Below are 25,505 nucleotides of genomic sequence, written 5' to 3' on the forward strand. Positions count from 1 at the left end.
CGGAGAGAGATTGTTCAACCCTATGAAAAAAGCCAACCAAAAAAAGCTGGCGGCGATCCAGTACACCATCGTGCCCAAGGACCTCGCCGGGCACCTGTTCAACGTCAGCCTCACGGTGGCGGCGCCCAGCCCTGAGGGCCAGGTGTTCGCGCTGCCGGCCTGGATCCCGGGCAGCTACATGATCCGCGAGTTCGCGCGCAACATCGTGCGCATCCGTGCCGAGAGCGCCGGCCAGCCCGTCGCATTGGAAAAGCTCGACAAGCATTCGTGGCAGGCCGCCCCGGTCGACGGCCCCTTGACCCTGCACTACGAGGTGTATGCCTGGGACCTGTCGGTGCGCGCCGCCCACCTCGACCAGACCCACGGCTTTTTCAACGGCACCAGCGTGTTCCTGCGCGTGCTTGGCCAGGAAAACATGCCGCACCAGGTCGACATCCAGCGTCCGGGCGACCCGGCCGCCGGCAACTGGCGCGTGGCGACCGCGCTGCCCGAGCTGGGCGCCAAGCGCTACGGCTTCGGCACCTATATCGCCGGCGATTACGATGAACTGATCGACCACCCGGTCGAGATGGGCGATTTCGCGCTGGCCAGCTTTACGGCGCACGGTGTCCCGCACGACATCGTCATCACCGGACGCGTGCCGAACCTCGACATGGAGCGCCTGCAGCAAGACCTGAAGGCCATCTGCGAGACCCAGATCGCCTTTTTCGAGCCGAAAACCAGGAAGGCGCCGGTGGAGCGCTACCTGTTCCTGACCATGGCGGTGGGCGATGGCTACGGCGGCCTGGAGCACCGCGCCTCGACCGCGCTGATCTGCTCGCGCAACGACCTGCCGACCACCGCCGCCCCAAAGACGGCCGAGCGCAGCGAAGGCTACGTGACCTTCCTCGGCCTGTGCAGCCACGAGTACTTCCACACCTGGAACGTCAAGCGCATCAAGCCGGCCGTGTTCGCGCCTTACGACCTGCAGGTCGAGAACTACACGCCGCTGCTGTGGCTGTTCGAAGGCTTCACCAGCTACTACGATGACCTGATGCTGGTGCGCAGCGGCATCATCAGCGAAGCGACTTATTTCAAACTGCTCGGCAAGACCGTGGCTAACGTCGTGCGCGGCACTGGCCGTACCAAGCAGAGCGTGGCCGAGTCCAGCTTCGACGCCTGGAGTAAATATTATCGCCAGGACGAGAACGCGCCCAACGCCATCATCAGTTATTACACCAAGGGTTCGCTGGTCGGCCTGGCTTTCGACCTGACGATCCGCGCCAAGAGCGGCGGCGCCAAATCGCTCGACGACGTGATGCGCACCTTGTGGGCACGCTACGGCCGCGATTTCTATACGAACGGCGCCGGCGGCGGGACCGGCGTGACCGAACAGGACGTGGAAGCGATCTTCGACGAAGTCAGCGGCGTGCGCCTGAAGAGCATCTTCGAGCGCTACGTACGCGGCACCGAGGACGTTCCGCTGGCCAAGCTGTACGCCCCGTTCGGCATCAAGTTTCTCGAGGATCGCAAGGGCAGCAAGCCCGCCCTGAACGCGCCGATCGGCCGCGACGTCATCGGCGCCAAGCTGAACCAGGTGCACGAGGGCGGGGCGGCGCACCAGGCCGGCTTGTCGGCGGGCGACATCGTGATCGCGCTCGACGGCTTGCGCGTGAACGGCAATCCGTCGAACCTGGACCAGCTGCTTGCGCGCTACCGCGTCGGCGACACGGTGACGGTGCATGCCTTCCGCCGCGACGAGCTGATGCAGTTCGACGTCACGCTGCAGGGCTGCCGCGTGCCGTGCATCCAGATTGCGGTGGCGCCGGGTACGCGCAAGGCGGTCATCGCGCGCCCGAGCGCGAGCTGAGCGCGTAACAAAATCCCTCTTGGCTGCGTTGCATCGTCTCGCCGTACAAGCGTACTGTCTTCGCGGTCCGCCGATGCGGCGATGCGCCTTGCCCTGAGGGTTTTGTTACATGCTCTTGTACGGTCTTATTCACCGGCTTGGCCGCTGGCGATGCTGCGCAGCTGGTAGCGCTCCGCGTCGGCGAACAGGAAGGTCTCGGAAAACTTGAGTGAACCCGCCTGGGCCAGGCGTTGCGGCGGGGGCAGCGGTTCGCTGCGCCGCATCGACGCCAGCGCCACCTGCGCCGCGTGCGCGTCACGCGCGCGCTGCACGGCGACGTCGGTCATGCGGCCCTCCTGGTCGACGGTGATCTCGAGCACCACGATGGCCGGCAGCATCGGCGGCAGCGTGCCGCTGAATTGGTGTTCGGGATTGCGGCTGGCCACGTGCTGGGCGACCTGGCTCTTGTAGTCGTCCAGCCCGGCCGGGGGCGGCACGGATGTCGATCTGGAGAAGGGACGGGTAGCGAGCGAAGCCGCGTGCCCGACCGTACTGGTGACGCCGGATGCGACCGTGCCGACGGCCGAACAGCCGCACAGGCTTGCCAGCATCCCGAAAAACAGCAAAACAACGCGAAGTGACGCGCGAAGCCGCGTGCCGGTTGAGTCGCTCATTGTCAGGCCCCAAAGCAGGCGATGCCGTTCAGGACCTGTGAGGAAGGCAGGTCAGCCGAACAGGCGTCGCAGTTCCTTGCCGGGATCGGGCGCGCGCATGAAGGCCTCGCCCACCAGAAAGGCATGCACGTTGGCGTCGCGCATGCGCTTGACGTCGGCCTGGCCCAGGATGCCCGACTCGGTCACCACCAGGCGGTCCGCCGGCATTTGCGGCAAGAGGGCGATCGTGGTGTCGAGCGTGACTTCGAAGGTGCGCAGATTGCGGTTGTTGACTCCCATTAGCTTCGTCTTGAGGCGCAGTGCGGCGTCCAACTCGCCGGCGTCATGCACTTCGACCAGCACATCCATGCCGAGTTCCCGCGCACAGGCGTCGAGGTCCGCCATCAAGCCATGATCCAGGGCAGCGACGATCAAGAGGATCGCATCCGCGCCCATCGCGCGCGCCTCGTACACCTGGTACAGGTCGACCATGAAATCCTTGCGGATCACCGGCAGGTCGCAGGCGGCGCGCGCCTGTTTCAGGTACTCGGGCGAACCCTGGAAGAACTGCACGTCGGTCAGCACCGACAGGCAGGACGCGCCGCCTTCGGCATAGCTGGCGGCGATCTCGGCCGGGCGGAAATCGGCGCGCAGCACCCCCTTGGACGGCGAGGCTTTCTTGACTTCGGCGATCACGCCGGCGCGGCCCGCGTCGATGTTGCGGCGCAGGCTCGCTTCGAAGCCGCGGATGCCGGCGCGCAGCTCGGCATCGGATTCGACGTCGCGGCGCAAGCCGGCGAAATCGCGGAATTTGCGGGCGGCGGCCACCTCGTCGGCTTTCACGGCGAGGATTTTATTCAGGATATCGGACATTGGGAGAGCTTTCTGGTCAGTGCGCGCCCAGCTGGCGCGTCACGCTGACGAACTGGTCGAGCTTGGCCAGCGCCGCCCCCGAGGCGATCGCCGCGCGCGCCTTTTGCAGGCCGTCTTCGATCGAGGAGGCCACGCGCGCCGCGTACAGGGCGGTGCCGGCGTTGAGTGCGACGATGTCGTGCGCCGGACCCGGTTCGCCGCGCAGCGCTTCCAGGATGCGCGCCTTCGATTCGTCGGCGTTGGCCACTTTCAGGTTGCGGCTGGCGATCATCGACAGGCCGAAATCTTCCGGGTGGATTTCGTATTCGCGGATCTCGCCGTCGACCAGTTCGCCGACCAGCGTGCCGGCGCCGAGCGAGACCTCGTCCATGTTGTCGCGGCCCCAGACCACCAGCGCGTGTTCCGCCCCGAGGCGCTGCAGCACGCGCACCTGGATGCCGACCAGGTCGGGGTGAAACACGCCCATCAGGATGTTCGGGGCGCCGGCCGGGTTGGTCAGCGGGCCGAGAATATTGAAAATGCTGCGCACGCCGAGTTCGCGCCGCACCGGCGCCACGTGCTTCATCGCCGTGTGGTGGTTCGGGGCGAACATGAAGCCGATGCCGGTCTGGGCGATCGACTGGGCGATCTGCTCGGGCTTCAGGTCGATCTGGGCGCCCAGCGATTCGATCACGTCGGCGCTGCCGGAAGACGACGACACGCTGCGCCCGCCGTGCTTGGCCACGCGCGCGCCCGCGGCCGCGGCCACGAACATCGAGGCGGTCGAGATGTTGAAGGTGTGCGCGCCGTCGCCGCCGGTGCCGACGATGTCGACCAGGCCCGCGGTCTCGGCCATCGGCACCTTGGTCGAGAATTCGCGCATGACCTGGGCCGCGGCGGTGATCTCGCCGATGGTTTCCTTCTTCACGCGCAGGCCCATGGTCAGCGCCGCGACCATGGTCGGCGACATTTCGCCCGACATGATCTGGCGGAACAGGTGCAGCATCTCGTCGTGGAAGATCTCGCGGTGTTCGATACAGCGCAGCAGGGCTTCTTGTGGGGTGATCATTCGCGCCTGCTCCATCAGCGTTCCAGGAAGTTCTTCAGCATCGCATGGCCGTGCTCGGACAGGATCGACTCGGGGTGGAACTGCACGCCCTCGATGTCGAATTCCTTGTGGCGCACGCCCATGATCTCGCCGTCGTCGGTCCATGCGGTCACTTCCAGGCAGGACGGCAGCGATGCGCGCTCGATCGCCAGCGAGTGGTAGCGGATCACGGTGAACGGGCTCGGGAGACCCTTGAACACGCCTTCGCCGGTGTGGGCGATCTTCGAGGTCTTGCCGTGCATGACCTGCTTGGCGCGGATGATCTTGCCGCCGAACGCCTCGCCGATCGCCTGGTGGCCCAGGCACACGCCGAGGATCGGTTTCTTGCCGGCGAATTCGCGCAGCACGTCCACCGACACGCCGGCATCCTTGGGCGACTTCGGACCCGGCGACACGCAGATGCGGTCCGGGTTCAGGTCGGCGATCTGCGCCAGCGAGATCTCGTCGTTGCGCACGGTGCGCACGTCTTCACCCAGCTCGCCGAAGTACTGCACGATGTTGTAGGTGAAGGAATCGTAGTTGTCGATCATGAGCAGCATGTCAGATCTCCCCATCCAGTCCGTCTTGCACTTGCTCGGCCGCGCGCAGCACGGCGCGCGCCTTGTTTTCGGTTTCCAGCCATTCCATCTCGGGGATGGAATCGGCCACGATGCCTGCCGCCGCCTGCACGTACAGGTTGCCGTCCTTGATCACGCCGGTGCGGATCGCGATCGCCACGTCCATCTCGCCGCCAAACGACAGGTAACCGCAGGCGCCGCCGTAGATGCCGCGCTTGACCGGCTCGAGCTCGTCGATGACTTCCATCGCGCGCACTTTCGGCGCGCCGGTCAGGGTGCCGGCCGGGAAGGTCGCGCGCAGCACGTCCAGGTTCGACATGCCGTCCTTGAGCGTGCCTTCCACGTTCGAGACGATGTGCTGCACGTGCGAGTATTTTTCGATGACCATCTGGTCGGTGACCTTGACGGTGCCGGTCTTGGCGATGCGACCGATGTCGTTGCGCGCCAGGTCGATCAGCATCACGTGCTCGGCGATTTCCTTCGGGTCGGCCAGCAGCTCTTTCGCCAGCTCGGCGTCGCGTTCCGGCGTCGAGCCGCGCGGACGGGTGCCGGCGATCGGGCGCAGCGTCACGGTGCGGCTGCCGTCGGCTTCCTGTTCATTACGGACCAGGATCTCGGGCGACGAACCGACGATCTGCATGTCGCCGAAGTTATAGTAGTACATGTACGGCGACGGGTTCAGCGACCGCAGCGAGCGGTACAGCGACAGCGGCGAATCCACGTACGGCTTGCGGATGCGCTGGCCGATCTGCACCTGCATCAGGTCGCCGGCCATCACGTATTCCTGGGCCACCGCGACCGCCTTCAGATAGTCTTCCTTGCTGAAGTCGCGGATCGATTCTGTGCGCACCGAGGCCGAGGTCACGGGCGCGTCGACGCTGCGGCGCAGCATCATGCGCAAGTCCTTCAGGCGCTGCTTGGCCCTGGAATAGGCTTCCGGCTGGCCGGGGTCGGCGTAGACGATCAGGTAGAGTTTGCCGGACAGGTTGTCGATCACGGCCAGCTCTTCGGTCAGCATCAGCTGGATGTCGGGCAGGCCCAGCTCGTCCTTCGGTGCGCCGCCGGCCAGCTTCTTCTCGATGTGGCGCACGGTGTCGTAGCCGAAGTAGCCGGCCAGGCCGCCGCAGAAGCGCGGCAGTCCCGGTCGCAGCGCGACCTTGAAGCGCTTCTGGTAAGCCTCGATGAATTCGAGCGGGTTGCCCTCATGCGTTTCGATGACTTCGCCGTTCTTCTCGATCGTCGTCACCTCGCCGGTAGAGCGGAGCAGGGTGCGCGCCGGCAGGCCGATGAAGGAGTAGCGCCCGAAGCGCTCGCCGCCTACCACGGACTCGAGCAGGAAGGTGTTCCGGCCGGCGTCCTGGCTCTGGGCCAGTTTCAGGTACAGCGTGAGCGGCGTTTCGAGATCGGCGAAGGCTTCCGCGATCAGGGGAATACGGTTGTAGCCTTCCGTGGCCAGCGATTTGAATTCGAGTTCGGTCATGCTTTTCTCCAGGCCGGCCCGTGCGCGGGTGGACGGGCGGCGTCTTTTCTTTTCAAAAAACCTGCCTGGTCACGTGCGTGCACAGGCAGCAATCAACGGGTCAGTTTGCCCAGGATTGCCAGCGTCGCCACAGCCAGGCCTCGAGGGCGCCGGTTTGGTTGACGGTGTGTTTTTTGGTGAAAAACATGGAGTAGATGGTGTTAGGAAAGGTTGTTACTGAGGGCGCCGTTGTGGGCGCTGATCAGTTTTGCGGCATCGAGCAGCGAATCCACTATACCATCGGAATTAATACTTTGCACAGGTTTACCGTGGTTGTAGCCATACGGGACCGTCAGCACGAAACAACCGGCGGCACGTGCGGCCTCGGCGTCGTTGCTGGAGTCGCCGATCGCGACCACCCGGGCCGGATCGAGATCGAAGTCGCGGCAGACCTGCAGCAAGGGCAGCGGATCGGGCTTTTTCTTCGGCAGCGAGTCGCCGCCGTAGACGATCTCGAAGAAGGGCGCCAGCCCGAACCTGGCGAGCAGCGGCGTGGTGAACGCGATCGGCTTGTTGGTCACGCAAGCCAGGCGCAGGCCGCCGTCCTTGAGCGCCTGCAGGCCCTCGAGCACCTGCGGGAACAGCGTGCTCTTCTCGCCGTTGATCGCGAGGTAGTGGCGCTGGTAGCCTGCCATCGCCTGTTCGAACACGTCGTCGATGCGGGACGGGGCGTAGTCGAGCGCCAGCACGTCGCGGATCAGCTTTTCCGAGCCCTTGCCGACCATCGGCTCGATGGTCGGCTGGTCAATCGGGGCCAGGCCGAAGTCGGCGCGCATGCCGTTCAGGGCCAGTTCGAAATCCGGCACCGTGTGCAGCATGGTGCCGTCCAGGTCGATGATGGCGGCTCGAATCGCCGCGGCGCCGGCTTTCATCAGGCCGCTTTCCTGGCGACGCCGGCCAGCTCGCCGCGCATGGCGTCGATCACGGCCTTGTAGTCCGGCTTGCCGAAGATGGCCGAGCCGGCGACGAAGGTGTCGGCGCCGGCCGCCGCGATCTCGGCGATGTTGTCGGCTTTGACGCCGCCGTCGACTTCCAGCAGGATGTCGCGGCCGGACTCGTCGATCATGCGGCGCGCGATCGCGATCTTCTTGAGCGCTTCCGGGATGAAGGACTGGCCGCCGAAGCCCGGGTTGACCGACATGATCAGGATGATGTCGATCTTGTCCATCACGTGGTCGAGGTAGTGCAGCGGCGTGCCCGGGTTGAACACCAGGCCGGCCTTGCAGCCGTTGTCGCGGATGAGCTGCAGCGAGCGGTCGACGTGCTCGGACGCTTCCGGGTGGAAGGTGATGATGTCGGCGCCGGCCTTGGCGAAGTCGGGGATGATGCGGTCGACCGGCTTGACCATCAGGTGCACGTCGATCGGCACCTGCACGTGCGGACGGATGGCCTGGCATACCATCGGGCCGATGGTCAGGTTGGGAACGTAATGGTTGTCCATCACGTCGAAGTGGATCATGTCGGCACCGGCGGCGACGACATTGCGCACTTCCTCGCCCAGGCGGGCAAAGTCTGCGGACAGGATGCTGGGAGCGATGCGGTAGGTGGTCATGGCGGTGAGGCGGTCTGCCGGGTCTGCTGGTAAATAAAGACCGCCATTGTACGCCGATGCTCCGTGCGAGTCTGTTATATGATGCGGCCTTCTGCGCTTATCCGCCCCACAAGGAACACCCATGCCCGTCTACGACTTCGCGATTTCCGTCAGGACCCAGTATCTGCCGGAGCAATCCAGCCCGGAACGGACGCGGCACGTGTTCACCTACACGATCACGATCAAGAATACCGGCAGCGTCCCGGCCCAGCTGATCTCGCGCCACTGGGTGATCACCGACGCCAACGGCCAGACCCAGGAAGTGCGCGGGCTGGGCGTGGTCGGCCACCAGCCGCTGCTCAAGCCGGGCGAGCAGTTCGAGTACACCAGCGGCACCCAGCTGGCCACGCCGCAGGGCTCGATGGTCGGCGAGTACTTCTTCGTGGCCGAGGACGGGCATCGCTTCGAGGTCAACATCCCCGAGTTCGTGCTGTCGCTGCCGCACGCCTTGCACTAGACTGATCAAGAGCCCGGCTCATCCGAGCCTGGGGCGGGGTCGGCCTTGCGCGCGCGCGCAGGCGGCTGCTCGGGCGCGCGGCCCGAGTACATGGTCCACCACACGATGAACACCAGCAGGAGCAGCGCCGCGCCGGCTTCCAACACGAGTATCCACATGACGGTTTCCCTTATGTTTTCGACACGCCGCAGTGTACCTGCTTTGCTCACCCTCGTGGCCTTGCTGGCCGCTTGTACCACGCCGCAACAGCAACCGCAGCCACAACCGCAACCGCAAGCACAGCCGCCGGTGAAGATGCCGCCGCCGGTCGGACCGGTGACGGTACCGACGCAGCCGCCAGCACAGCCGCCGGCCCCGCCCGCGCCGCTGTTCACGCCGGTCAGCTTCGAGGCGCTGCCGGGCTGGCGCCAGGACGACCTGCGCCAGGCCTGGCCGGCGTTCCAGGCGTCCTGCCGCGCGCTCGCCGCCCGGCCCGACTGGAAGACCGCCTGCGCCGCCGGCCGCCTGGTCGACACGGGCGACGGCGAAGCGATCCGCCATTATTTCGAGACGTATTTCGTGCCCAACCTGGTGCGCGCGCCGGACGGCGCGGATAGCGGCCTGATCACCGGCTACTACGAACCGCTGCTGCACGGCTCGCGCAAGCGCGGCGGCGCCTTCCAGACCCCGCTGTACAAAGTGCCGGACGACCTGATCACGGTCGACCTGGCCAGCGTCTACCCGACCCTGAAGGGCATGCGTCTGCGCGGCCGCCTGGTCGGCAAGACCGTCGTCCCGTACGGCAGCCGCGCCGAGATCGAGCGCTCCAAAATTCCGGGCAAGGAGCTGGTCTGGGTCGACGATCCGGTCGAGGCCTTCTTCCTGGAGGTGCAGGGTTCGGGCCGGGTGCAGCTCGACGATGCCGGCGAGACCGTGCGCGTGGCCTACGCCGACCAGAACGGCCATCCGTACAAGGCGATCGGCCGCTGGCTGATCGACCAGCACGAGCTGACGCCGGAGCAGGCGTCGGCCCAGGGCATCAAGGCCTGGATCGCGGCGCATCCGGAGCGCCGCCAGGAACTGCTGGACGTCAACCCGAGCTATGTGTTCTTCAAGGAGGAGCGTCTGCCCGATCCTTCGGTCGGCCCGAAAGGCGCACTCGGCGTACCCCTGACGCCGGGGCGCTCGGTGGCGATCGACAAGACCATCCTGCCGCTGGGTGCGCCGCTGTTCCTGTCGACCACCCAGCCGGCCAGCGACACGCCGCTGCAGCGCCTGGTGATCGGCCAGGACACCGGCGGCGCGATCCGGGGCGCAGTGCGCGCCGACTTCTTCTTCGGCTTCGGCGGCGACGCGGCCGACAACGCCGGGCGCATGAAGCAACGCGGCCAGCTGTGGGCGCTGCTGCCGAAATCATGAGCTGATTGCGTTGGCGTGGCAATTCGGATACTGTACAGATAGTTGCTAAGCAGAAACCGAAAAGGACACGCCATGCATATCTCGAAGCTCATCGCCACCGCCTTGGTGGCGGCCCTCTGCAGCACCGCGCAAGCCCAATCGAATTTTCAGAATCCTTCCGATGCCAGCCTGACGAGCGCCCTCGTCAGCGTTGCCTTGCCTTTCCTGCTGGTGTCGGGCGGCGTTTCCGTTGCCGCCCAATCGATCGACAAGCTCAGCGACCACTCGCGCTGGACGGTGACGCAGTTGAAGGATCAGCCCGGCGGCAAGACCGAAGCCAAGTTGCACTGCGACGACGGTAAATTCGACCTCACCATGACCGTGCTGACGCCCACCGTGCGCACGCAGCGCCTGGCGGCCGGCGACCGGGTCGACATCGACCGCGTCGGCGATACCGGCTACGTCGTCAGGAAGGATGGGGCGACGATCGGCGTGCTGCCGCGCACCGACGGCGGCATGGTGCACTCGAAGGCCCGCGGCTGAGCATGCGCCGCCTGCTCTTTGCCCTGTTGCTGGGGGCAGCCGCCGCGACGGCGACCAACACGGCGATCGCGGGCACGCCCTGCAAGGAAAAGGCGGAGTCGCCCGAGGCGGCGCGCAAGGCGCTGGAAATGGCCGACGCCACCCGCAAGGCCCTCGCCGGCATCGACGACGATGTCGTTCTCATCGGCCGGATCGGCCAGGACCTGTCGAAATACCACCTGACCTATTCGCACATGGCGTTCGCGGTGCGCGAGCATCCGGCGGGCGCCTGGTCGGTCGTGCACAAGCTCAATACCTGCGGCACCGCGACCTCGGCCTTGTACGACCAGGGCCTGGTCAACTTCTTCTCCGATTCGCCGGTGCGCTACCAGGCCGGCGTATGGCGCCTGCAGCCGCAGGTCCAGGCGCGCCTCAAGAAAGCCCTGCTGGGCAAGAAGGCCGGCGACTATCTCGAGCCGAACTACAGCCTGGTCGCTTACCCCTTCAGCACCCGCTACCAGAATTCGAATGGCTGGGTGCTCGAAGTGCTGGCCTATGCGCTGGCGCCCGAGGACGAGGCGAACACGCGGCGCAGCGCCCAGGCCTGGCTGCAAATCGCCGGCTATGTGCCGACCGAGCTCGAACTGGGCACGCTGACGCGTCTCGGCGCGCGCATGACCAAGGCCAACGTCAGCTTCGACGACCATCCGCCGGCGCTGCGCTGGTCCGGCCATATCCAGACGGTGACGGTCGACTCGGTCGTCACCTGGCTGCGTACGCTGCCGAACGGCTGCCTGGCGATGGGATGTCCCGAAACCCGGGTGACGCTCAATCCCTGATGTGGCGCAGCCGGGTGCCGAACCAGGTGCTCAGCGTCAGCAGCGCCGCGCCGACGGCGACGCATCCGAGGCCGCCGCGCACGCCGACGTGCTCTGCCAGCAGCCCCGCGCCGGACGCGCCGAGCGGCGCCGTGGCCACGGTCATGAAGCGCATTGTCGATGTCATCCGTCCGAGGAAAGCGTCGGGCGTGACGCGCTGGCGCAGCGCCAGGTAGGGCATGAAGAACAGCGTGCCGCCGCAATCGAGCCAGAACACCACGACGGCATAGGCGATGGCGCTGGCGGCCGGGCTGCCGAACAGGTCGTGCGGGATCGCCGGCATCAGGATGAAGCCGATGCTCGATGCGCACAGCCCGATCACGACCGTGCCGCCCGAGCCGAAGCGCCGGGTCAGCGGTTTCAATAACACCGAGCTGGCCAGCACGCCGACGCCGCCCAGCATCTGCGCGGTCCCCATGAGGCCGGGCGACATGCCGAGCACACGCGTGGCGAACAAGACATATAAAGCGGTGTAGCCGTAGAACAGCAGGTGCCAGCAGGCCGAGGTCCAGGCCAGCAGCCGCAGCGTCGGCTGGCTCCAGACGAAGCGCAGGCCTTCCAGCATCGCGCGCAGCACATGCGACTGCGGCGGGTGCGGCTCGGGCTCGCGCGTGCGGATCTGGCGCAGGTTCCACAGCGACACCGAAAACCCGGCGACATTGCACAGGATCGCGAACGGCGCACCCAGCGCCTGCACCAGCACCCCGGCGATGCCCGGCCCGAGCAGGCGCGACGCCGATTCGGTCGCCGCGAACTTCGACTGGGCATCGGTCAAGCCGTCGCGGCCGACCAGGAAGGTCAGGAAGATCTGCTCGGCACCGCCGCCCACCACATAACCCGTGCCCAGCATGAACTGGACCGCGTACAGCCAATGCACGCTGAGCCAGCCCTGCCACCAGGCGAAAGGCACGCTGGCCAAGCTGAGCGCGACCATGGTGTCGCTGCCCAGCATCACCGGAAGGCGCCGGCTGCGGTCGAGCAACACGCCGGTCGGCAAGCCGAACAGCAGGAAGGGCAGGGAGCCGACCGCCGCCAGTGTTCCCATCTGGGCCGGCGTTGCGTGCAGCAGCAGCGCCGCGCAGATCGGCAGGGCCAGCAGGGTGATCTGCGCGCCGAAATTGGTCAGGATGCTGCTGAACCAGAAGCGGCGAAAGTCGGCGCTGCGTAGTTGCGGGTCGGTGGCGAGGCTGCGCAAGAAAGCGAGGAGCGGCACGAAGGCATCCAGCGAGCGGATTGATCGGATGACGATGATAGCAAAGCATGCTTGCCGTATACGTCATATCCGTGCGTCAGGCGCTACAATCGGGACTCATCTTACTAAGGGGTGTCTCATGGAATATTCTGACCTGCTGATCGAACAGCATGGCAAGGTAGTCGTCATCCGCCTGAATCGTCCGAAGGCGATGAACGCCCTCAACGACAACATGATGAACGAGTTGGGCGAGGCGCTGTATGCATTCGACGCCGATCCTGCGATCAACGTGATCGTCCTGACCGGCAGCGAAAAGGTATTTGCGGCTGGCGCCGACATCGCTGCGATGGCAAATTACACCTACGCCGATACCTATCCGCAAAATTACATCGGCCGCAATTGGGAGCACATCCTGAACGTGCGCAAGCCGGTCATCGGCGTCGTGGCCGGTTATGCGCTGGGCGGTGGTTGCGAACTGGCGATGATGTGCGATTTCCTGATCGCCTCCGACACCGCCAAGTTCGGCCAGCCGGAAATCAAGGTCGGCGTCACGCCGGGCGCCGGCGGCACCCAGCGCTTGCCGCGCGCGATCGGCAAATCGAAAGCGATGGACATGCTGCTGACGGCGCGCATGATCGACGCGGCCGAGGCCGAGCGTACCGGTCTGGTGTCGCGTATTTTCCCGGCCGATAAACTGATGGACGAAGCGCTGGCGGTGGCCAATACCATCGCCGAGATGCCGGTAACGGTGGCCATGCAGATCAAGGATTCGGTCAACCGTGCTTTCGAGACCACGCTGACCGAAGGCGTGCGTTACGAGCGGCGTTATTTCCACGCAGGCTTCGGTACACCAGCGCAGAAAGAGGGCATGGCCGCGTTCCTGGAAAAGCGCAAGGCGAACTTCCAGGGACTCTAATATAGACGAGGAATTTCGGCCTTTGCCTGGGCTGGCGCAGCCAGCCCAGGCTCGAGCGTGTGTGGTATCGGTACAGCGGTTACGATAACGGGCCCTTGCAGGCTGGTGCGGGCTTTGCTATAGTTTGCCTCCTGCTTCTGCAGCGCACGAAAAGTTTAACCGAAACAAGGAGTTAAGCTTTTCATCTCAGCAACATCGAGCGCACTGCAGAAAACGAAGGGGTTGACGAGTAACGCGAAACACAGCATAATCTCACTTCTCTGCTGCTGACGAACAAAACGATTCGCAAGTGCAGCAAGGCAGTACAGAACACAGTTCTTTAACAATAAACAGTCGATAAGTGTGGGCGTTTGATGAGGTGCCGGCAGCCGCGTAAGTGGTTGCTGAATACTTAAATTATCAAATGTTCACGCAAAAGAAATACGTTGTCTCAGCAATGAGGCGACGGTCAGTATTTTGAGTGAGCGACTTCGCTAGCGATAGCGAATGACACGAAAGTGTCGCAAACAGAGATTGAACTGAAGAGTTTGATCCTGGCTCAGATTGAACGCTGGCGGCATGCTTTACACATGCAAGTCGAACGGCAGCGCGGGGCAACCTGGCGGCGAGTGGCGAACGGGTGAGTAATATATCGGAACGTACCCAGAAGTGGGGGATAACGTAGCGAAAGTTACGCTAATACCGCATACGATCTACGGATGAAAGTGGGGGACCTTCGGGCCTCATGCTTTTGGAGCGGCCGATATCTGATTAGCTAGTTGGTGAGGTAAAGGCTCACCAAGGCGACGATCAGTAGCTGGTCTGAGAGGACGACCAGCCACACTGGGACTGAGACACGGCCCAGACTCCTACGGGAGGCAGCAGTGGGGAATTTTGGACAATGGGCGCAAGCCTGATCCAGCAATGCCGCGTGAGTGAAGAAGGCCTTCGGGTTGTAAAGCTCTTTTGTCAGGGAAGAAACGGCTTGGGTTAATACCCTGGGCTAATGACGGTACCTGAAGAATAAGCACCGGCTAACTACGTGCCAGCAGCCGCGGTAATACGTAGGGTGCAAGCGTTAATCGGAATTACTGGGCGTAAAGCGTGCGCAGGCGGTTTTGTAAGTCTGACGTGAAATCCCCGGGCTTAACCTGGGAATTGCGTTGGAGACTGCAAGGCTGGAGTCTGGCAGAGGGGGGTAGAATTCCACGTGTAGCAGTGAAATGCGTAGAGATGTGGAGGAACACCGATGGCGAAGGCAGCCCCCTGGGTCAAGACTGACGCTCATGCACGAAAGCGTGGGGAGCAAACAGGATTAGATACCCTGGTAGTCCACGCCCTAAACGATGTCTACTAGTTGTCGGGTCTTAATTGACTTGGTAACGCAGCTAACGCGTGAAGTAGACCGCCTGGGGAGTACGGTCGCAAGATTAAAACTCAAAGGAATTGACGGGGACCCGCACAAGCGGTGGATGATGTGGATTAATTCGATGCAACGCGAAAAACCTTACCTACCCTTGACATGTCAGGAAGCCTGGAGAGATCCGGGTGTGCCCGAAAGGGAGCCTGAACACAGGTGCTGCATGGCTGTCGTCAGCTCGTGTCGTGAGATGTTGGGTTAAGTCCCGCAACGAGCGCAACCCTTGTCATTAGTTGCTACGAAAGGGCACTCTAATGAGACTGCCGGTGACAAACCGGAGGAAGGTGGGGATGACGTCAAGTCCTCATGGCCCTTATGGGTAGGGCTTCACACGTCATACAATGGTACATACAGAGGGCCGCCAACCCGCGAGGGGGAGCTAATCCCAGAAAGTGTATCGTAGTCCGGATCGCAGTCTGCAACTCGACTGCGTGAAGTTGGAATCGCTAGTAATCGCGGATCAGCATGCCGCGGTGAATACGTTCCCGGGTCTTGTACACACCGCCCGTCACACCATGGGAGCGGGTTTTACCAGAAGTAGGTAGCTTAACCGCAAGGAGGGCGCTTACCACGGTAGGATTCGTGACTGGGGTGAAGTCGTAACAAGGTAGCCGTATCGGAAGGTGCGGCTGGATCACCTCCTTTCTAGAGTGGCACCTGGGCTAACGCTCAATCATCAAGCGCCTACGCTTATCGGCTGTTGAACAGAGAGAACAGTTTCGGGGCTGTAGCTCAGCTGGTTAGAGCACCGTGTTGATAACGCGGGGGTCGTTGGTTCGAGTCCAACCAGCCCTACCAAGCCCCTTTCAAACGAAAGTAAAAACCTACTTTCGTTTGGAACTGCGTTAGCTAAAAATGCCCGGCAGAGCCGGATAATTTTTAGATGACAAAGGCGGCATGGGGGGATTAGCTCAGCTGGGAGAGCACCTGCTTTGCAAGCAGGGGGTCGTCGGTTCGATCCCGTCATCCTCCACCATCGACTGTTTCTACTACCTTTATCCAAGACATAACGAATTATTGTTCAGTCTTTGATAAGTGTAGTTCTCGTTCTTTAACAATCTGGAAGAAGTAAAGTTTTCTTTAAGCGTGTAGTTGATCCAACGATCAAATGCACACTTAGGGTAGAAAATCTGTATGTATCAAACAAAGTAAGCTGAACTTTAACTATGACGTTCCCTGACACTCATGCAGGGGCCAACGTTATAGGGACAAGTGAATAAGTGCACATGGTGGATGCCTTGGCGATTACAGGCGATGAAAGACGTTGTAGCCTGCGATAAGCTACGGGGAGCTGGCAAACGAGCTTTGATCCGTAGATGTCTGAATGGGGAAACCCGGCCTTTTAGGTCATCGCATGCTGAATACATAGGTATGCGAAGCGAACGCGGCGAACTGAAACATCTAAGTAGCTGCAGGAAAAGAAATCAACCGAGATTCCCAAAGTAGTGGCGAGCGAAATGGGATGAGCCTGTACGTGATAGTCGATTGAATAGTGGAACAGTTTGGAAACACTGGCCATAGCGGGTGATAGCCCCGTACACGAAATTCAAACGGTGGTACTAAGCGTACGACAAGTAGGGCGGGACACGTGAAATCCTGTCTGAAGATGGGGGGACCATCCTCCAAGGCTAAATACTCGTAATCGACCGATAGTGAACCAGTACCGTGAGGGAAAGGCGAAAAGAACCCCGGGAGGGGAGTGAAATAGATCCTGAAACCGTGTGCATACAAACAGTCGGAGCCTCTTCGTGGGGTGACGGCGTACCTTTTGTATAATGGGTCAGCGACTTACATTCAGTGGCGAGGTTAACCAAATAGGGGAGCCGTAGAGAAATCGAGTCCGAACAGGGCGACAGTCGCTGGGTGTAGACCCGAAACCAGGTGATCTACCCATGGCCAGGATGAAGGTGCGGTAACACGCCCTGGAGGTCCGAACCCACTAATGTTGAAAAATTAGGGGATGAGCTGTGGGTAGGGGTGAAAGGCTAAACAAACCTGGAAATAGCTGGTTCTCTCCGAAAACTATTTAGGTAGTGCCTCAAGTATCACCATCGGGGGTAGAGCACTGTTATGGCTAGGGGGTCATTGCGACTTACCAAACCATTGCAAACTCCGAATACCGATGAGTGCGAGCTTGGGAGACAGACGTCGGGTGCTAACGTCCGGCGTCAAGAGGGAAACAACCCAGACCGCCAGCTAAGGTCCCAAAGATTGGCTAAGTGGAAAACGAAGTGGGAAGGCTAAAACAGTCAGGATGTTGGCTTAGAAGCAGCCATCATTTAAAGAAAGCGTAATAGCTCACTGATCGAGTCGTCCTGCGCGGAAGATGTAACGGGGCTAAGCCAGTCACCGAAGCTGCGGATATGCGTAAGCATATGGTAGGAGAGCGTTCTGTAAGCCTGCGAAGGTGTCTTGTGAAGGATGCTGGAGGTATCAGAAGTGCGAATGCTGACATGAGTAGCGATAAAGAGGGTGAAAAGCCCTCTCGCCGAAAGCCCAAGGTTTCCTGTTCAACGTTCATCGGAGCAGGGTGAGTCGGCCCCTAAGGCGAGGCAGAGATGCGTAGCTGATGGGAAGCAGGTTAATATTCCTGCACCGTCGTATGATGCGATGGGGGGACGGATCGCGGAAGGTTGTCCAACTGTTGGAATAGTTGGTTTTTGGCTCATAGAAGGTGCTTAGGCAAATCCGGGCACGTAATTCAAGGGGTCGAGACGAGCGGCTTTAAGCTGCGAAGCAATCGGAAGTGGTTCCAAGAAAAGCCTCTAAGCTTCAGTCATACGAGACCGTACCGCAAACCGACACAGGTGGGCGAGATGAGTATTCTAAGGCGCTTGAGAGAACTCGGGAGAAGGAACTCGGCAAATTGGTACCGTAACTTCGGGAAAAGGTACGCCCCGGTAGCTTGATCACTTTACTGTGTGAGGGCGAAAGGGTTGCAATAAACTGGTGGCTGCGACTGTTTAATAAAAACACAGCACTCTGCAAACACGAAAGTGGACGTATAGGGTGTGACGCCTGCCCGGTGCTGGAAGATTAAATGATGGGGTGCAAGCTCTTGATTGAAGTCCCAGTAAACGGCGGCCGTAACTATAACGGTCCTAAGGTAGCGAAATTCCTTGTCGGGTAAGTTCCGACCTGCACGAATGGCGTAACGATGGCCACACTGTCTCCTCCCGAGACTCAGCGAAGTTGAAATGTTTGTGATGATGCAATCTACCCGCGGCTAGACGGAAAGACCCCATGAACCTTTACTGTAGCTTTGCATTGGACTTTGAACCAATCTGTGTAGGATAGGTGGGAGGCTTTGAAGCGGGGACGCCAGTTCCCGTGGAGCCAACCTTGAAATACCACCCTGGTTCGTTTGAGGTTCTAACCTTGGTCCGTGATCCGGATCGGGGACAGTGCATGGTAGGCAGTTTGACTGGGGCGGTCTCCTCCTAAAGTGTAACGGAGGAGTTCGAAGGTACGCTAGGTACGGTCGGACATCGTGCTAATAGTGCAATGGCATAAGCGTGCTTAACTGCGAGACCGACAAGTCGAGCAGGTACGAAAGTAGGACATAGTGATCCGGTGGTTCTGTATGGAAGGGCCATCGCTCAACGGATAAAAGGTACTCTGGGGATAACAGGCTGATTCCTCCCAAGAGTTCATATCGACGGGGGAGTTTGGCACCTCGATGTCGGCTCATCACATCCTGGGGCTGTAGCCGGTCCCAAGGGTATGGCTGTTCGCCATTTAAAGTGGTACGTGAGCTGGGTTTAAAACGTCGTGAGACAGTTTGGTCCCTATCTGCCGTGGGCGTTGGAAATTTGAAGGGGGCTGCTCCTAGTACGAGAGGACCGGAGTGGACGAACCTCTGGTGTACCGGTTGTCACGCCAGTGGCATTGCCGGGTAGCTAAGTTCGGAAGAGATAACCGCTGAAAGCATCTAAGCGGGAAACTCGCCTTGAGATGAGATTTCCCGGAGCCTTGAGCTCCTTGAAGGGTCGTTCGAGACCAGGACGTTGATAGGTCGGGTGTGGAAGTGCAGTAATGCATTAAGCTAACCGATACTAATTGCCCGTACGGCTTGTCCCTATAACCTTGGCAGTCATGCCATTGAAGTTCAGCGTTCGATACAACAGATAAAACTACTTCTTCCAGATTCAGGGCGGCGCCAAGCCAGCGCGAACGCGACGCCCGTACAAGTCATGCCTGATGACCATAGCAAGTCGGTACCACCCCTTCCCATCCCGAACAGGACCGTGAAACGACTTTGCGCCGATGATAGTGCTGCAACCAGTGTGAAAGTAGGTTATCGTCAGGCTAATTATTCGCAGAAGCCCGCCCAGTTGATACTGGGCGGGCTTTTTGCTTTTCCAAAGCCGGAATGCCGCGACCGGAAAATACGCCTCGACGACGCCAATGCACCAGCGACGGCCGAGCCGCCGCCAGCAACCAAGCATCGCAGCTATTTATTTAGCGATCAAAGATGTCGCCATCAAAGCCGGGACGCCACACCCAGCGCCATCAGCTTGTCCAACAGCGGCGACGCCGCTTCCGCAATCCGATCCAGGCTGGCTTCGCGCAGCGCCCGGCTATCGACTTCTTGATCGCTGTCCAGCCCAGCCCAGCGCAACAGCGCGGCACACGACGCGCCTTCATCGAACAGGCCGTGCAGATACGTTCCCAGGATCTGCCCATCTTCCGAAACCGCACCTTCGCCACGCCCGTCGATTTCGAATACCGGACGAGCCAGCGCCGCGCCGGACGAGACGCCCATATGGATTTCATAGCCGCTGACAGCAGCACCGGCGGCATCGACGGAATCGACGGCACCGGGCGAAAACACGCAGCGGCCACTCACCCGCGTCAGCCGCTTTTCACGCGTCAGCACCGTCTCGAGATCGAGCAATCCCAACGCTTCCGATCGGCCAGCCACGGCTTCCACGCCGTCCGGATCGTCGACAAACCGCCCTAGCATCTGGAAGCCTCCGCAGATGCCGATGACTTTGCCGCCGTACCGCAGATGCCGCAGAATCGCCGGCAGCCAACCGTGCCGACACAACCAATCCAGATCCGCGCGAGTATTCTTGCTGCCCGGGAGGACGATCAGATCGCCGCCCGGAATCGGCTGACCCTCGCGCACGAAGCGCAAATCGACATCCGGATGAAATCGCAGCGGATCGAAATCGGTGTGGTTGCTCATGCGCGGATAGCTCGGCACCAGCACGCGGAATTTACCCTCGCGCCTGGAGACGCTTTGCACTGCATCCTCGGCATCGAGATATAAACCGTGCAGATAGGGCAGCACCGCCAGCACCGGCTTGCCGGTCTCGCGCTCCAGCCATTCCAGCCCCGGCTCGAGCAGCTTGATATCGCCGCGGAAGCGGTTGATCACGAAGCCGACGATGCGCGCCCGCTCGCTCGGCGACAGGCAGGCCAGCGTGCCGACCAGGTGGGCGAACACGCCGCCGCGGTCGATGTCGGCGACCAGGATCACCGGGCAATCGACCGCTTCGGCAAAGCCCATGTTGGCGATGTCGCGCGCACGCAGGTTGATTTCGGCCGGACTACCGGCGCCCTCGACGATCACGGCATCGTACTGCGCGCGCAGGCGCGTGTGCGACTCGAGCACTGCCTCCATCGCGACCGTCTTGTAGCGATGATAGTCGCGCGCACTCATGTCCGCGCGCACGCGCCCATGGATGATGACCTGGGCGCCGGTATCGCTCGAGGGTTTGAGCAGAACCGGATTGAAATCGGTGTGCGGCTCGAGCCCGGCGGCAAGCGCCTGCAGCGCCTGGGCGCGGCCGATCTCGCCGCCGTCGCGCGTCACCGCGCTGTTGAGCGCCATGTTCTGCGGCTTGAAGGGCGCCACCCGCACGCCGCGCCGGTGCAGCAGCCTGCACAAGGCCGCCACCAGCGTGGTCTTGCCGGCGTCCGAGGTCGTGCCCTGCACCATCAGGGTCGGGAAGGGGAATCCGCTCATCGATGGATCACTTGGCGCGGTGGCTGCGCGCCAGCTCGAGCTTTTCGCACAGCTGCGCGGTCCCGGCGATCATGCGCGGCCCGGCGCGGTTGAGCAGCTGCCCGTCGATCGTGAACAGGTTGTCGTTGCGGACCGCGGTCAAGGTCGGATAGGCCTTCCACATGCTCACGCCGCCATAGTTCTTCTCGGCGGTCGCGAAGATCGCTTCCGGATTCTCCTGCAGCACGGCCTCGACGCCGACCACCGGCGCGGTCACTTCGAGTTTGGCAAAGATGTTCTCGCCGCCGCACAGGCGCAGCGCATCGCTGACGATGTGGCGGCCGCTCAGCGTGTACAGCGGCTTGTCCCAGACCTGATAAAAGCTGCGCACGACCGGACGGTTCGCGTAGCGCTTGCGCAGGTCGGTGAGCTGGTTGCGCAGCCCATCCGCAGCCGGGCGCGCCGCCGTATCGGTGCCCATCAGCTGACCGAGCCTGGCGACGCTGTCGGGAATATCCTCGAGCTTTTGCGGATCGCTGTGAAACATTGGTACGCCGAGCTTGCGCACCATTTCGATCTGCCGCTCCGACCCGCCGTGGCGCCACGCGACGATCAGGTCGGGCTTGAGCGCCATGATGCGTTCCAGGTCGAGCTCGCGGTTCGACCCGATCTGCGGGATCTTCTTGGCCGCTTCCGGAAAATCGCTGTACGACACCACGCCGACCACGCGGCTTGCGCCGCCCGCCGCGAACAGCAGCTCGGTGACGTGCGGCGCCAGCGAGATCACGCGCTGGGCCGGCTTTTGCAGCGTGACCGTGTTGCCGTCGTCGTCCTTCACGGTGACCGGCGCGGCATGCGCAGCGATCGGCAGGCCGATGGCCGATACGGCCAGCGCCGCCAGGAACGGAGATGTCTTCATCGATGAGTCCATTGTCGTAATGCGTGTTCGAGACGTGCCCACTCGGCGTCAACCGCAGGCAGGCCGAGACGGATGCCGCGCCCGGCGTCGCGCAACAGCCGCACCCAGATCGCGTGGCGCGCCATGTGTTCGTGAAAGGCTTCCGGCTGCTCCTGCGCCCACCAGTGAAACAGCGGCGAGCCGGACGCGCGAATATCGTGCTCGCGCAGCAGCGCACGCATGCGTTCGCCGTCGCGATGCAGGCGCAGCGCGGTCGCCTGCTGCCATTCCTGATCGCGCAGCGCCGCCAGCGCCGCCTGCTGGGCCGGGCCGCTGACTGCCCATGGTCCGAGCAGATCATCCAGCGCCGCCAGCAGCGACGATTCCGCCGCGACGAAGCCGAGGCGCAGCCCCGCCAGGCCAAAAAATTTTCCGATCGAGTGCAGCACGACCAGCCCGGGCTGGTCGGCATGCGCTGCCACGCTCAGCGCCCGGTCCGTGTCGCCGAAGGCCTGGTCGACGATCAGCCAGCCGCCGCGCGCGGCCAGCTCGGCATGCCAGGCGAGCAGCCGTTCCGGCGCGACCGTGGCGCCGGTGGGATTGTTCGGGTTGACGACCACCACCACGTCGCTGTCGCGCACCGCGTCGTCCAGCTCGCCGTAGGTTACGGCGCGCATCACGTGGCCGTGGCGCGCCCAGTGATGGCTGTGCTCCGCGTACGAAGGCGCGGACACGCTCACGCGCGCGGGCGCGCGCAGGCGAGGGAGGGCCTGGATCGCCGCCTGGGTCCCGGCCACCGGGAGCAGGCGCGGCGCGCCATAGTAATCGCAGGCGGCCCGCAGCAGCGCGGGGTCGGGCTCCGGCAGGCGATGCCAGGCCTCCGGCGCAGGCGGCGCGACCGGATAGCCGACCGGATTGACGCCGGTGGAGAGATCGATCCAGTCGTCGCCGCCATAGCGCAGGCGCGCTTCGCGCAGCTTGCCGCCGTGTTCAAGCATGTCCAGCCTTCCCCCACAGCGGCAGCGACAGCAGCGCGGCAAGCGCCAGCGCGGCAAACACCCACAACAGGGTGGTGCGCATGACCAGCTTCCACGCACGCCCGATGTCGGCGCCACGCGGCTGCGGACCCATGCCCAGGGAAGGGCGCGTCTCCAGCTCGCCGTCATACAGCGCCGGCCCACCGAGGCTGACCCCGAGCGCACCGGCGCCGCTGGCCATCACCGGCCCCGCGTTCGGGCTGCTCCAGTGACGCGCCTGCGTGCGCCAGCAATGCCAGGCGCGCCGCTGCCCGGCGTTTGAAGCCAGCACGACGTACGACAGCGCGGTCAGCCGCGCCGGCACGTAGTTGAGCACATCGTCGATGCGCGCGGCGACGCGGCCGAACAGGTTGAAGCGTTGCGTGCGATAGCCCCACATCGCATCGAGCGTGTTCGCCAGGCGGAACAGCAGGGCGCCGGCGCCGCCGCCGACCAGGAACCAGAACAACGCGCCGAACACCGCATCGTTGCCGTTCTCGAGCACCGACTCGGCGCCGGCGCGCGCCAGGTCAGGCTCGCATGCCTGGGTGGTATCGCGGCTGACGATGCGCGCGGTCAGCCGGCGCGCTTCAGGCAGGTCGCCGGCGGCCAGCGCCGCGCCGATCGGCAAGGCATGGTCGCGCAGGCTGCGCAGGCCGAGGCAAAAGTAGAGCAGCAGCGCATGCACCGCCAGCCCACCCGACTGGCAAGCCAGCCAGGCCAGCACGCTCAAGGGCCCGACCGCCAGCAGCCAGCCGAGCAGGCCGCGCCCGATGCGCCAGCCGCCGCGGTTCAAGCGCCGCTCCAGCCAGAGCGCCAGGTTGCCGAAGCCGACCAGCGGGTGCCAGCGCCGTGCTTCGCCCAGCAGCACATCGAGCGCGACGCCGGCCGCCATCAACAACGCCAGCGTCAGCGGCGGCAAACCGGTCAGCACGCCGGACCTTTGAGCGTCAGCGGCAAGCCGGCAGCCACGAACACGACCTTGTCGCAGCGTGCCGCAACGTCCTGGTTCAGGCGCCCGGCTTCGTCGACGAAGGCGCGCGAGATGGCGCCGAACGGCACGACACCGAGGCCTATCTCGTTCGACACGAAGATGACTTCGCCTTCCGCCGGCGTCTCGAGCCACTTCATCAGCGCCATGCGCTCGTCGAGGAACAGGGCGGTCAGCTCGATCGGTCCGACGTCCGGATGATCCTGGTGCGTCGAGAACATCAGGTTACTCAGCCACAGGGTCAGGCAGTCGACCAGTACGATGCACCCCGGTCTGCAAAGCTCACCCAGGCGCGCTGCGAGCGCGCTCGGCTCTTCGACCGTTTGCCATTGCTCCGGCCGGCGTGCGCGGTGGTGCGCGATGCGCGACGCCATCTCGGCGTCGCCGGCCTGCGAGGTGGCCAGGTAGACGACCTCCTTGCCAGAATCGCGCGCCAGGCGCTCGGCCAGCGCGCTTTTTCCCGAGCGCGCGCCGCCCAGGATCAGGGTGCGCGTCATCGCGCTTCTCCCATCAACAGGTCACACGCCGCCACCGGATTCGATTGGAAAAACGCGTGGAAGTAGGTGGCGGTCAGCGAGCCGGCGCGATACACGGCTTCGCCCTCGGCGCCGGACGGATGCTTGACCGTGCGCGCGCTGGGTGTCAGCGGCGTGTCCAGCCGCGAATAGTGGAAAGTGTGGCCGCGCAGCAGGCCGTGTGACGTGGCCAAGCCCTGGGCGCCGAGCGCGCCGAGGCGCTTCTGCATCGTCACATCACCCGGCAGCAGACCGGCCATCGGCCAGGTGCGGCCATCCTGGTCGGTGATCGAACCGGCCACCGCCATCATCCCGCCGCACTCGGCCAGGATCGGTTTTCCCGCAGCGTGGGCCGTGCGGATCGATTCGCGCCAGGATCCTGCCCCGGCCAGCGTCGCGCCGTGCAGCTCGGGGTAGCCGCCCGGCAGCCAGACGATGTCGGCCTCGCCAGGCACCGGCTCGTCGAGCAGCGGCGAAAAGAACACGAGGCGCGCGCCCATTTCGCGCAGCGTGTCGAGGTTGGCCGCGTACAGGAAGCAGAAGGCCGCGTCGCGCGCGATCGCCACCGTCTTCCCCGCCAGCAGCGGCGCAGCCGGTTCCTGCGGCAGCGCCTGTTCCGGCAGTTGCGGCGCCAGCGCGTCCCACGCCGCATCGTCGAGCTGCAGCTGGTCGGCCAGCGTATCGAGCAGCGTGTCGATGTGCTCGACTTCGCCGGGTGTCACCAGGCCCAGGTGGCGCTCGGGCATCTTCTGCGCCTGCTTGGGCAGCGTGGCCAGCAGCGGTACGCCGCGCAGCGAATCGCGCACCATCTGCGCGTGGCGCTCGCTGCCGACACGGTTGGCCACCACGCCGGCCAGGCGCACCGGCCCGTAATCGCGCAGGCCGAGCACTACGGCGCCCGCGGTCTGCGCCATCGCGCCGGCGTCGATCACGGCCAGCACCGGGATGTCGAAGCTGCGCGCGAGGTCGGCGGCCGAAGGCTGGCCGTCGTACAGACCCATCACGCCTTCGATCAGCACCACGTCGGCATCCACCGCGGCGGCTGCGAGCTGGCGCCGGCACGATTCGAGTCCGACCATCCACAGATCGAGCGTGTGCACCGGCGCCCCGCTGGCGCGCTCCAGCAGCATCGGGTCGATGAAGTCGGGGCCGACCTTGAACACGCGTACGCGCTGCCCCATGTCTAGGCACCGGCGCGCCAGCGCGGCCGTCACCGTGGTCTTGCCCTGGCCTGACGCGATCGCCGACACCAGCACCATGCGTGCACCTGCCTGTGTCATCGC

General features: G+C 63.4%; 21 protein-coding genes, 2 tRNA genes and 3 rRNA genes. 11 read left to right on the forward strand and 15 right to left on the reverse strand.

Going from position 1 to position 25,505, the window contains the following annotated elements; translation table 11 throughout:
* Positions 1 to 22: 22 nt before the first annotated feature.
* Positions 23 to 1,849: a M61 family metallopeptidase gene (locus FA90_RS21985; protein WP_036172570.1), complete on the forward strand. Its 1,827-nt coding sequence runs from the start codon at positions 23 to 25 to the stop codon at positions 1,847 to 1,849.
* A gap of 125 nt (positions 1,850 to 1,974) precedes the next feature.
* On the opposite strand, the gene FA90_RS21990 is transcribed toward FA90_RS21985, so the two are convergent.
* The 7 genes from FA90_RS21990 to rpe all read right to left on the reverse strand — a co-directional run bounded on the left by FA90_RS21990 (position 1,975) and on the right by rpe (position 8,069).
* Complete coding sequence (locus FA90_RS21990) at positions 1,975 to 2,439, reverse strand: energy transducer TonB (RefSeq protein ID WP_156116804.1); 465 nt, start codon at positions 2,437 to 2,439, stop codon at positions 1,975 to 1,977.
* 114 nt (positions 2,440 to 2,553) lie between these two features.
* Positions 2,554 to 3,354, reverse strand: a complete 801-nt coding sequence (gene trpC / locus FA90_RS21995; RefSeq protein WP_036172571.1) for an indole-3-glycerol phosphate synthase TrpC — start codon at positions 3,352 to 3,354, stop codon at positions 2,554 to 2,556.
* 16 nt (positions 3,355 to 3,370) lie between these two features.
* On the reverse strand, positions 3,371 to 4,402 hold the full coding sequence (gene trpD, locus FA90_RS22000; RefSeq protein ID WP_036172573.1) for an anthranilate phosphoribosyltransferase: 1,032 nt from the start codon (positions 4,400 to 4,402) through the stop codon (positions 3,371 to 3,373).
* Positions 4,403 to 4,416: 14 nt separating this feature from the next.
* Positions 4,417 to 4,980 (reverse strand): aminodeoxychorismate/anthranilate synthase component II, encoded by a 564-nt coding sequence (locus FA90_RS22005; protein WP_036172574.1) that lies wholly within the window; start codon positions 4,978 to 4,980, stop codon positions 4,417 to 4,419.
* Between the two features lies 1 nt (position 4,981).
* Positions 4,982 to 6,478, reverse strand: coding sequence for an anthranilate synthase component I (trpE, locus tag FA90_RS22010; protein ID WP_036172575.1), 1,497 nt, complete (start codon positions 6,476 to 6,478; stop codon positions 4,982 to 4,984).
* 200 nt (positions 6,479 to 6,678) lie between these two features.
* Positions 6,679 to 7,389, reverse strand: a complete 711-nt coding sequence (locus FA90_RS22015; RefSeq protein ID WP_036172576.1) for a phosphoglycolate phosphatase — start codon at positions 7,387 to 7,389, stop codon at positions 6,679 to 6,681.
* Entirely contained in the window at positions 7,389 to 8,069 is a 681-nt protein-coding gene (rpe, locus tag FA90_RS22020) for a ribulose-phosphate 3-epimerase (RefSeq protein WP_036172577.1), read from the reverse strand. The genes FA90_RS22015 and rpe overlap by 1 nt, the downstream gene beginning before the upstream one ends.
* A 121-nt stretch (positions 8,070 to 8,190) precedes the next feature.
* On the opposite strand from rpe, the gene apaG reads away from it, so the two are divergent.
* Positions 8,191 to 8,565 carry a Co2+/Mg2+ efflux protein ApaG gene (gene apaG / locus FA90_RS22025; protein ID WP_036172578.1) on the forward strand — a complete coding sequence of 125 codons (375 nt, stop codon included), beginning with the start codon at positions 8,191 to 8,193 and terminating at the stop codon, positions 8,563 to 8,565.
* A gap of 5 nt (positions 8,566 to 8,570) precedes the next feature.
* Here apaG and FA90_RS27030 read toward each other — a convergent pair whose 3' ends face one another.
* A complete protein-coding gene (locus FA90_RS27030; protein ID WP_197065339.1) occupies positions 8,571 to 8,723 on the reverse strand; it encodes a hypothetical protein in 153 nt (50 codons plus the stop codon).
* Between the two features lie 13 nt (positions 8,724 to 8,736).
* Here FA90_RS27030 and FA90_RS22030 point away from each other — a divergent pair, with 13 nt between their 5' ends.
* The 3 genes from FA90_RS22030 (at position 8,737) to FA90_RS22040 (ending at position 11,303) form a co-directional block, all read left to right on the forward strand.
* Positions 8,737 to 9,963 (forward strand): murein transglycosylase A, encoded by a 1,227-nt coding sequence (locus tag FA90_RS22030; protein ID WP_051972003.1) that lies wholly within the window; start codon positions 8,737 to 8,739, stop codon positions 9,961 to 9,963.
* A 72-nt stretch (positions 9,964 to 10,035) separates the two neighbouring features.
* A complete protein-coding gene (locus FA90_RS22035; protein WP_036172580.1) occupies positions 10,036 to 10,485 on the forward strand; it encodes a hypothetical protein in 450 nt (149 codons plus the stop codon).
* 2 nt (positions 10,486 to 10,487) lie between these two features.
* On the forward strand, positions 10,488 to 11,303 hold the full coding sequence (locus FA90_RS22040) for a DUF2145 domain-containing protein (RefSeq protein ID WP_051972004.1): 816 nt from the start codon (positions 10,488 to 10,490) through the stop codon (positions 11,301 to 11,303).
* Here the strand turns inward: FA90_RS22040 and FA90_RS22045 are convergent.
* Positions 11,293 to 12,555, reverse strand: coding sequence for an MFS transporter (locus FA90_RS22045; protein WP_239700906.1), 1,263 nt, complete (start codon positions 12,553 to 12,555; stop codon positions 11,293 to 11,295). The two genes, FA90_RS22040 and FA90_RS22045, sit on opposite strands and share 11 nt — an antisense overlap.
* 118 nt (positions 12,556 to 12,673) lie before the next feature.
* On the opposite strand from FA90_RS22045, the gene FA90_RS22050 reads away from it, so the two are divergent.
* From FA90_RS22050 to rrf, 6 genes are all read left to right on the forward strand, one after another.
* Complete coding sequence (locus FA90_RS22050) at positions 12,674 to 13,450, forward strand: enoyl-CoA hydratase (RefSeq protein ID WP_036172581.1); 777 nt, start codon at positions 12,674 to 12,676, stop codon at positions 13,448 to 13,450.
* 515 nt (positions 13,451 to 13,965) lie between these two features.
* Positions 13,966 to 15,494, forward strand: a 16S ribosomal RNA gene (locus FA90_RS22055).
* A gap of 76 nt (positions 15,495 to 15,570) precedes the next feature.
* A tRNA-Ile gene (locus FA90_RS22060) sits at positions 15,571 to 15,647 on the forward strand.
* A 102-nt stretch (positions 15,648 to 15,749) separates the two neighbouring features.
* Positions 15,750 to 15,825 (forward strand) — tRNA-Ala (locus FA90_RS22065).
* A 230-nt stretch (positions 15,826 to 16,055) separates the two neighbouring features.
* A 23S ribosomal RNA gene (locus FA90_RS22070) occupies positions 16,056 to 18,929 on the forward strand.
* A 116-nt stretch (positions 18,930 to 19,045) separates the two neighbouring features.
* Positions 19,046 to 19,158 (forward strand): 5S ribosomal RNA (gene rrf / locus FA90_RS22075).
* The 16S, 23S and 5S rRNA genes sit together here with 2 tRNA genes alongside, the layout of an rRNA operon.
* A gap of 174 nt (positions 19,159 to 19,332) precedes the next feature.
* Here rrf and FA90_RS22080 read toward each other — a convergent pair.
* The 6 genes from FA90_RS22080 to FA90_RS22105 are packed head-to-tail and all read right to left on the reverse strand — an operon-like array spanning position 19,333 to position 25,502.
* Complete coding sequence (locus FA90_RS22080) at positions 19,333 to 20,823, reverse strand: cobyric acid synthase (RefSeq protein WP_036172582.1); 1,491 nt, start codon at positions 20,821 to 20,823, stop codon at positions 19,333 to 19,335.
* Positions 20,824 to 20,830: 7 nt separating this feature from the next.
* Positions 20,831 to 21,721: a cobalamin-binding protein gene (locus FA90_RS22085; RefSeq protein ID WP_036172583.1), complete on the reverse strand. Its 891-nt coding sequence runs from the start codon at positions 21,719 to 21,721 to the stop codon at positions 20,831 to 20,833.
* Positions 21,718 to 22,698: a threonine-phosphate decarboxylase CobD gene (gene cobD, locus FA90_RS22090; protein ID WP_036172584.1), complete on the reverse strand. Its 981-nt coding sequence runs from the start codon at positions 22,696 to 22,698 to the stop codon at positions 21,718 to 21,720. The genes FA90_RS22085 and cobD overlap by 4 nt, the downstream gene beginning before the upstream one ends.
* Positions 22,691 to 23,650 carry an adenosylcobinamide-phosphate synthase CbiB gene (gene cbiB / locus FA90_RS22095; protein ID WP_036172585.1) on the reverse strand — a complete coding sequence of 320 codons (960 nt, stop codon included), beginning with the start codon at positions 23,648 to 23,650 and terminating at the stop codon, positions 22,691 to 22,693. The genes cobD and cbiB overlap by 8 nt, the downstream gene beginning before the upstream one ends.
* On the reverse strand, positions 23,644 to 24,204 hold the full coding sequence (cobU, locus tag FA90_RS22100; RefSeq protein WP_036172586.1) for a bifunctional adenosylcobinamide kinase/adenosylcobinamide-phosphate guanylyltransferase: 561 nt from the start codon (positions 24,202 to 24,204) through the stop codon (positions 23,644 to 23,646). The genes cbiB and cobU overlap by 7 nt, the downstream gene beginning before the upstream one ends.
* The gene (locus FA90_RS22105; protein WP_036172589.1) at positions 24,201 to 25,502 is read right to left on the reverse strand and encodes a cobyrinate a,c-diamide synthase; all 1,302 of its coding nucleotides are present in this window, start codon (positions 25,500 to 25,502) and stop codon (positions 24,201 to 24,203) included. Before FA90_RS22105 ends, cobU begins: the two co-directional genes overlap by 4 nt.
* Between the last annotated feature and the right edge of the window lie 3 nt (positions 25,503 to 25,505).

The organism is Massilia sp. 9096 (assembly GCF_000745265.1).
Lineage (GTDB): Bacteria > Pseudomonadota > Gammaproteobacteria > Burkholderiales > Burkholderiaceae_D > Telluria.

Excerpts from the sequence above, each read along its gene's own strand:
- FA90_RS22040 (WP_051972004.1), top strand. The coding sequence starts at position 10,488 with ATGCGCCGCCTGCTCTTTGCCCTGTTGCTGGGGGCAGCCGCCGCGACG.
- FA90_RS22105 (WP_036172589.1), bottom strand. The coding sequence starts at position 25,502 with ATGACACAGGCAGGTGCACGCATGGTGCTGGTGTCGGCGATCGCGTCA.
- trpE (WP_036172575.1), bottom strand. The coding sequence starts at position 6,478 with ATGACCGAACTCGAATTCAAATCGCTGGCCACGGAAGGCTACAACCGT.
- apaG (WP_036172578.1), top strand. The coding sequence starts at position 8,191 with ATGCCCGTCTACGACTTCGCGATTTCCGTCAGGACCCAGTATCTGCCG.
- rpe (WP_036172577.1), bottom strand. The coding sequence starts at position 8,069 with ATGACCACCTACCGCATCGCTCCCAGCATCCTGTCCGCAGACTTTGCC.
- cobU (WP_036172586.1), bottom strand. The coding sequence starts at position 24,204 with ATGACGCGCACCCTGATCCTGGGCGGCGCGCGCTCGGGAAAAAGCGCG.
- trpD (WP_036172573.1), bottom strand. The coding sequence starts at position 4,402 with ATGATCACCCCACAAGAAGCCCTGCTGCGCTGTATCGAACACCGCGAG.
- trpC (WP_036172571.1), bottom strand. The coding sequence starts at position 3,354 with ATGTCCGATATCCTGAATAAAATCCTCGCCGTGAAAGCCGACGAGGTG.
- FA90_RS21990 (WP_156116804.1), bottom strand. The coding sequence starts at position 2,439 with ATGCTGGCAAGCCTGTGCGGCTGTTCGGCCGTCGGCACGGTCGCATCC.
- FA90_RS22005 (WP_036172574.1), bottom strand. The coding sequence starts at position 4,980 with ATGCTGCTCATGATCGACAACTACGATTCCTTCACCTACAACATCGTG.
- FA90_RS27030 (WP_197065339.1), bottom strand. The coding sequence starts at position 8,723 with ATGTGGATACTCGTGTTGGAAGCCGGCGCGGCGCTGCTCCTGCTGGTG.
- FA90_RS21985 (WP_036172570.1), top strand. The coding sequence starts at position 23 with ATGAAAAAAGCCAACCAAAAAAAGCTGGCGGCGATCCAGTACACCATC.
- FA90_RS22030 (WP_051972003.1), top strand. The coding sequence starts at position 8,737 with ATGTTTTCGACACGCCGCAGTGTACCTGCTTTGCTCACCCTCGTGGCC.
- FA90_RS22015 (WP_036172576.1), bottom strand. The coding sequence starts at position 7,389 with ATGAAAGCCGGCGCCGCGGCGATTCGAGCCGCCATCATCGACCTGGAC.
- cobD (WP_036172584.1), bottom strand. The coding sequence starts at position 22,698 with ATGCTTGAACACGGCGGCAAGCTGCGCGAAGCGCGCCTGCGCTATGGC.
- FA90_RS22050 (WP_036172581.1), top strand. The coding sequence starts at position 12,674 with ATGGAATATTCTGACCTGCTGATCGAACAGCATGGCAAGGTAGTCGTC.
- FA90_RS22080 (WP_036172582.1), bottom strand. The coding sequence starts at position 20,823 with ATGAGCGGATTCCCCTTCCCGACCCTGATGGTGCAGGGCACGACCTCG.
- FA90_RS22085 (WP_036172583.1), bottom strand. The coding sequence starts at position 21,721 with ATGAAGACATCTCCGTTCCTGGCGGCGCTGGCCGTATCGGCCATCGGC.
- FA90_RS22035 (WP_036172580.1), top strand. The coding sequence starts at position 10,036 with ATGCATATCTCGAAGCTCATCGCCACCGCCTTGGTGGCGGCCCTCTGC.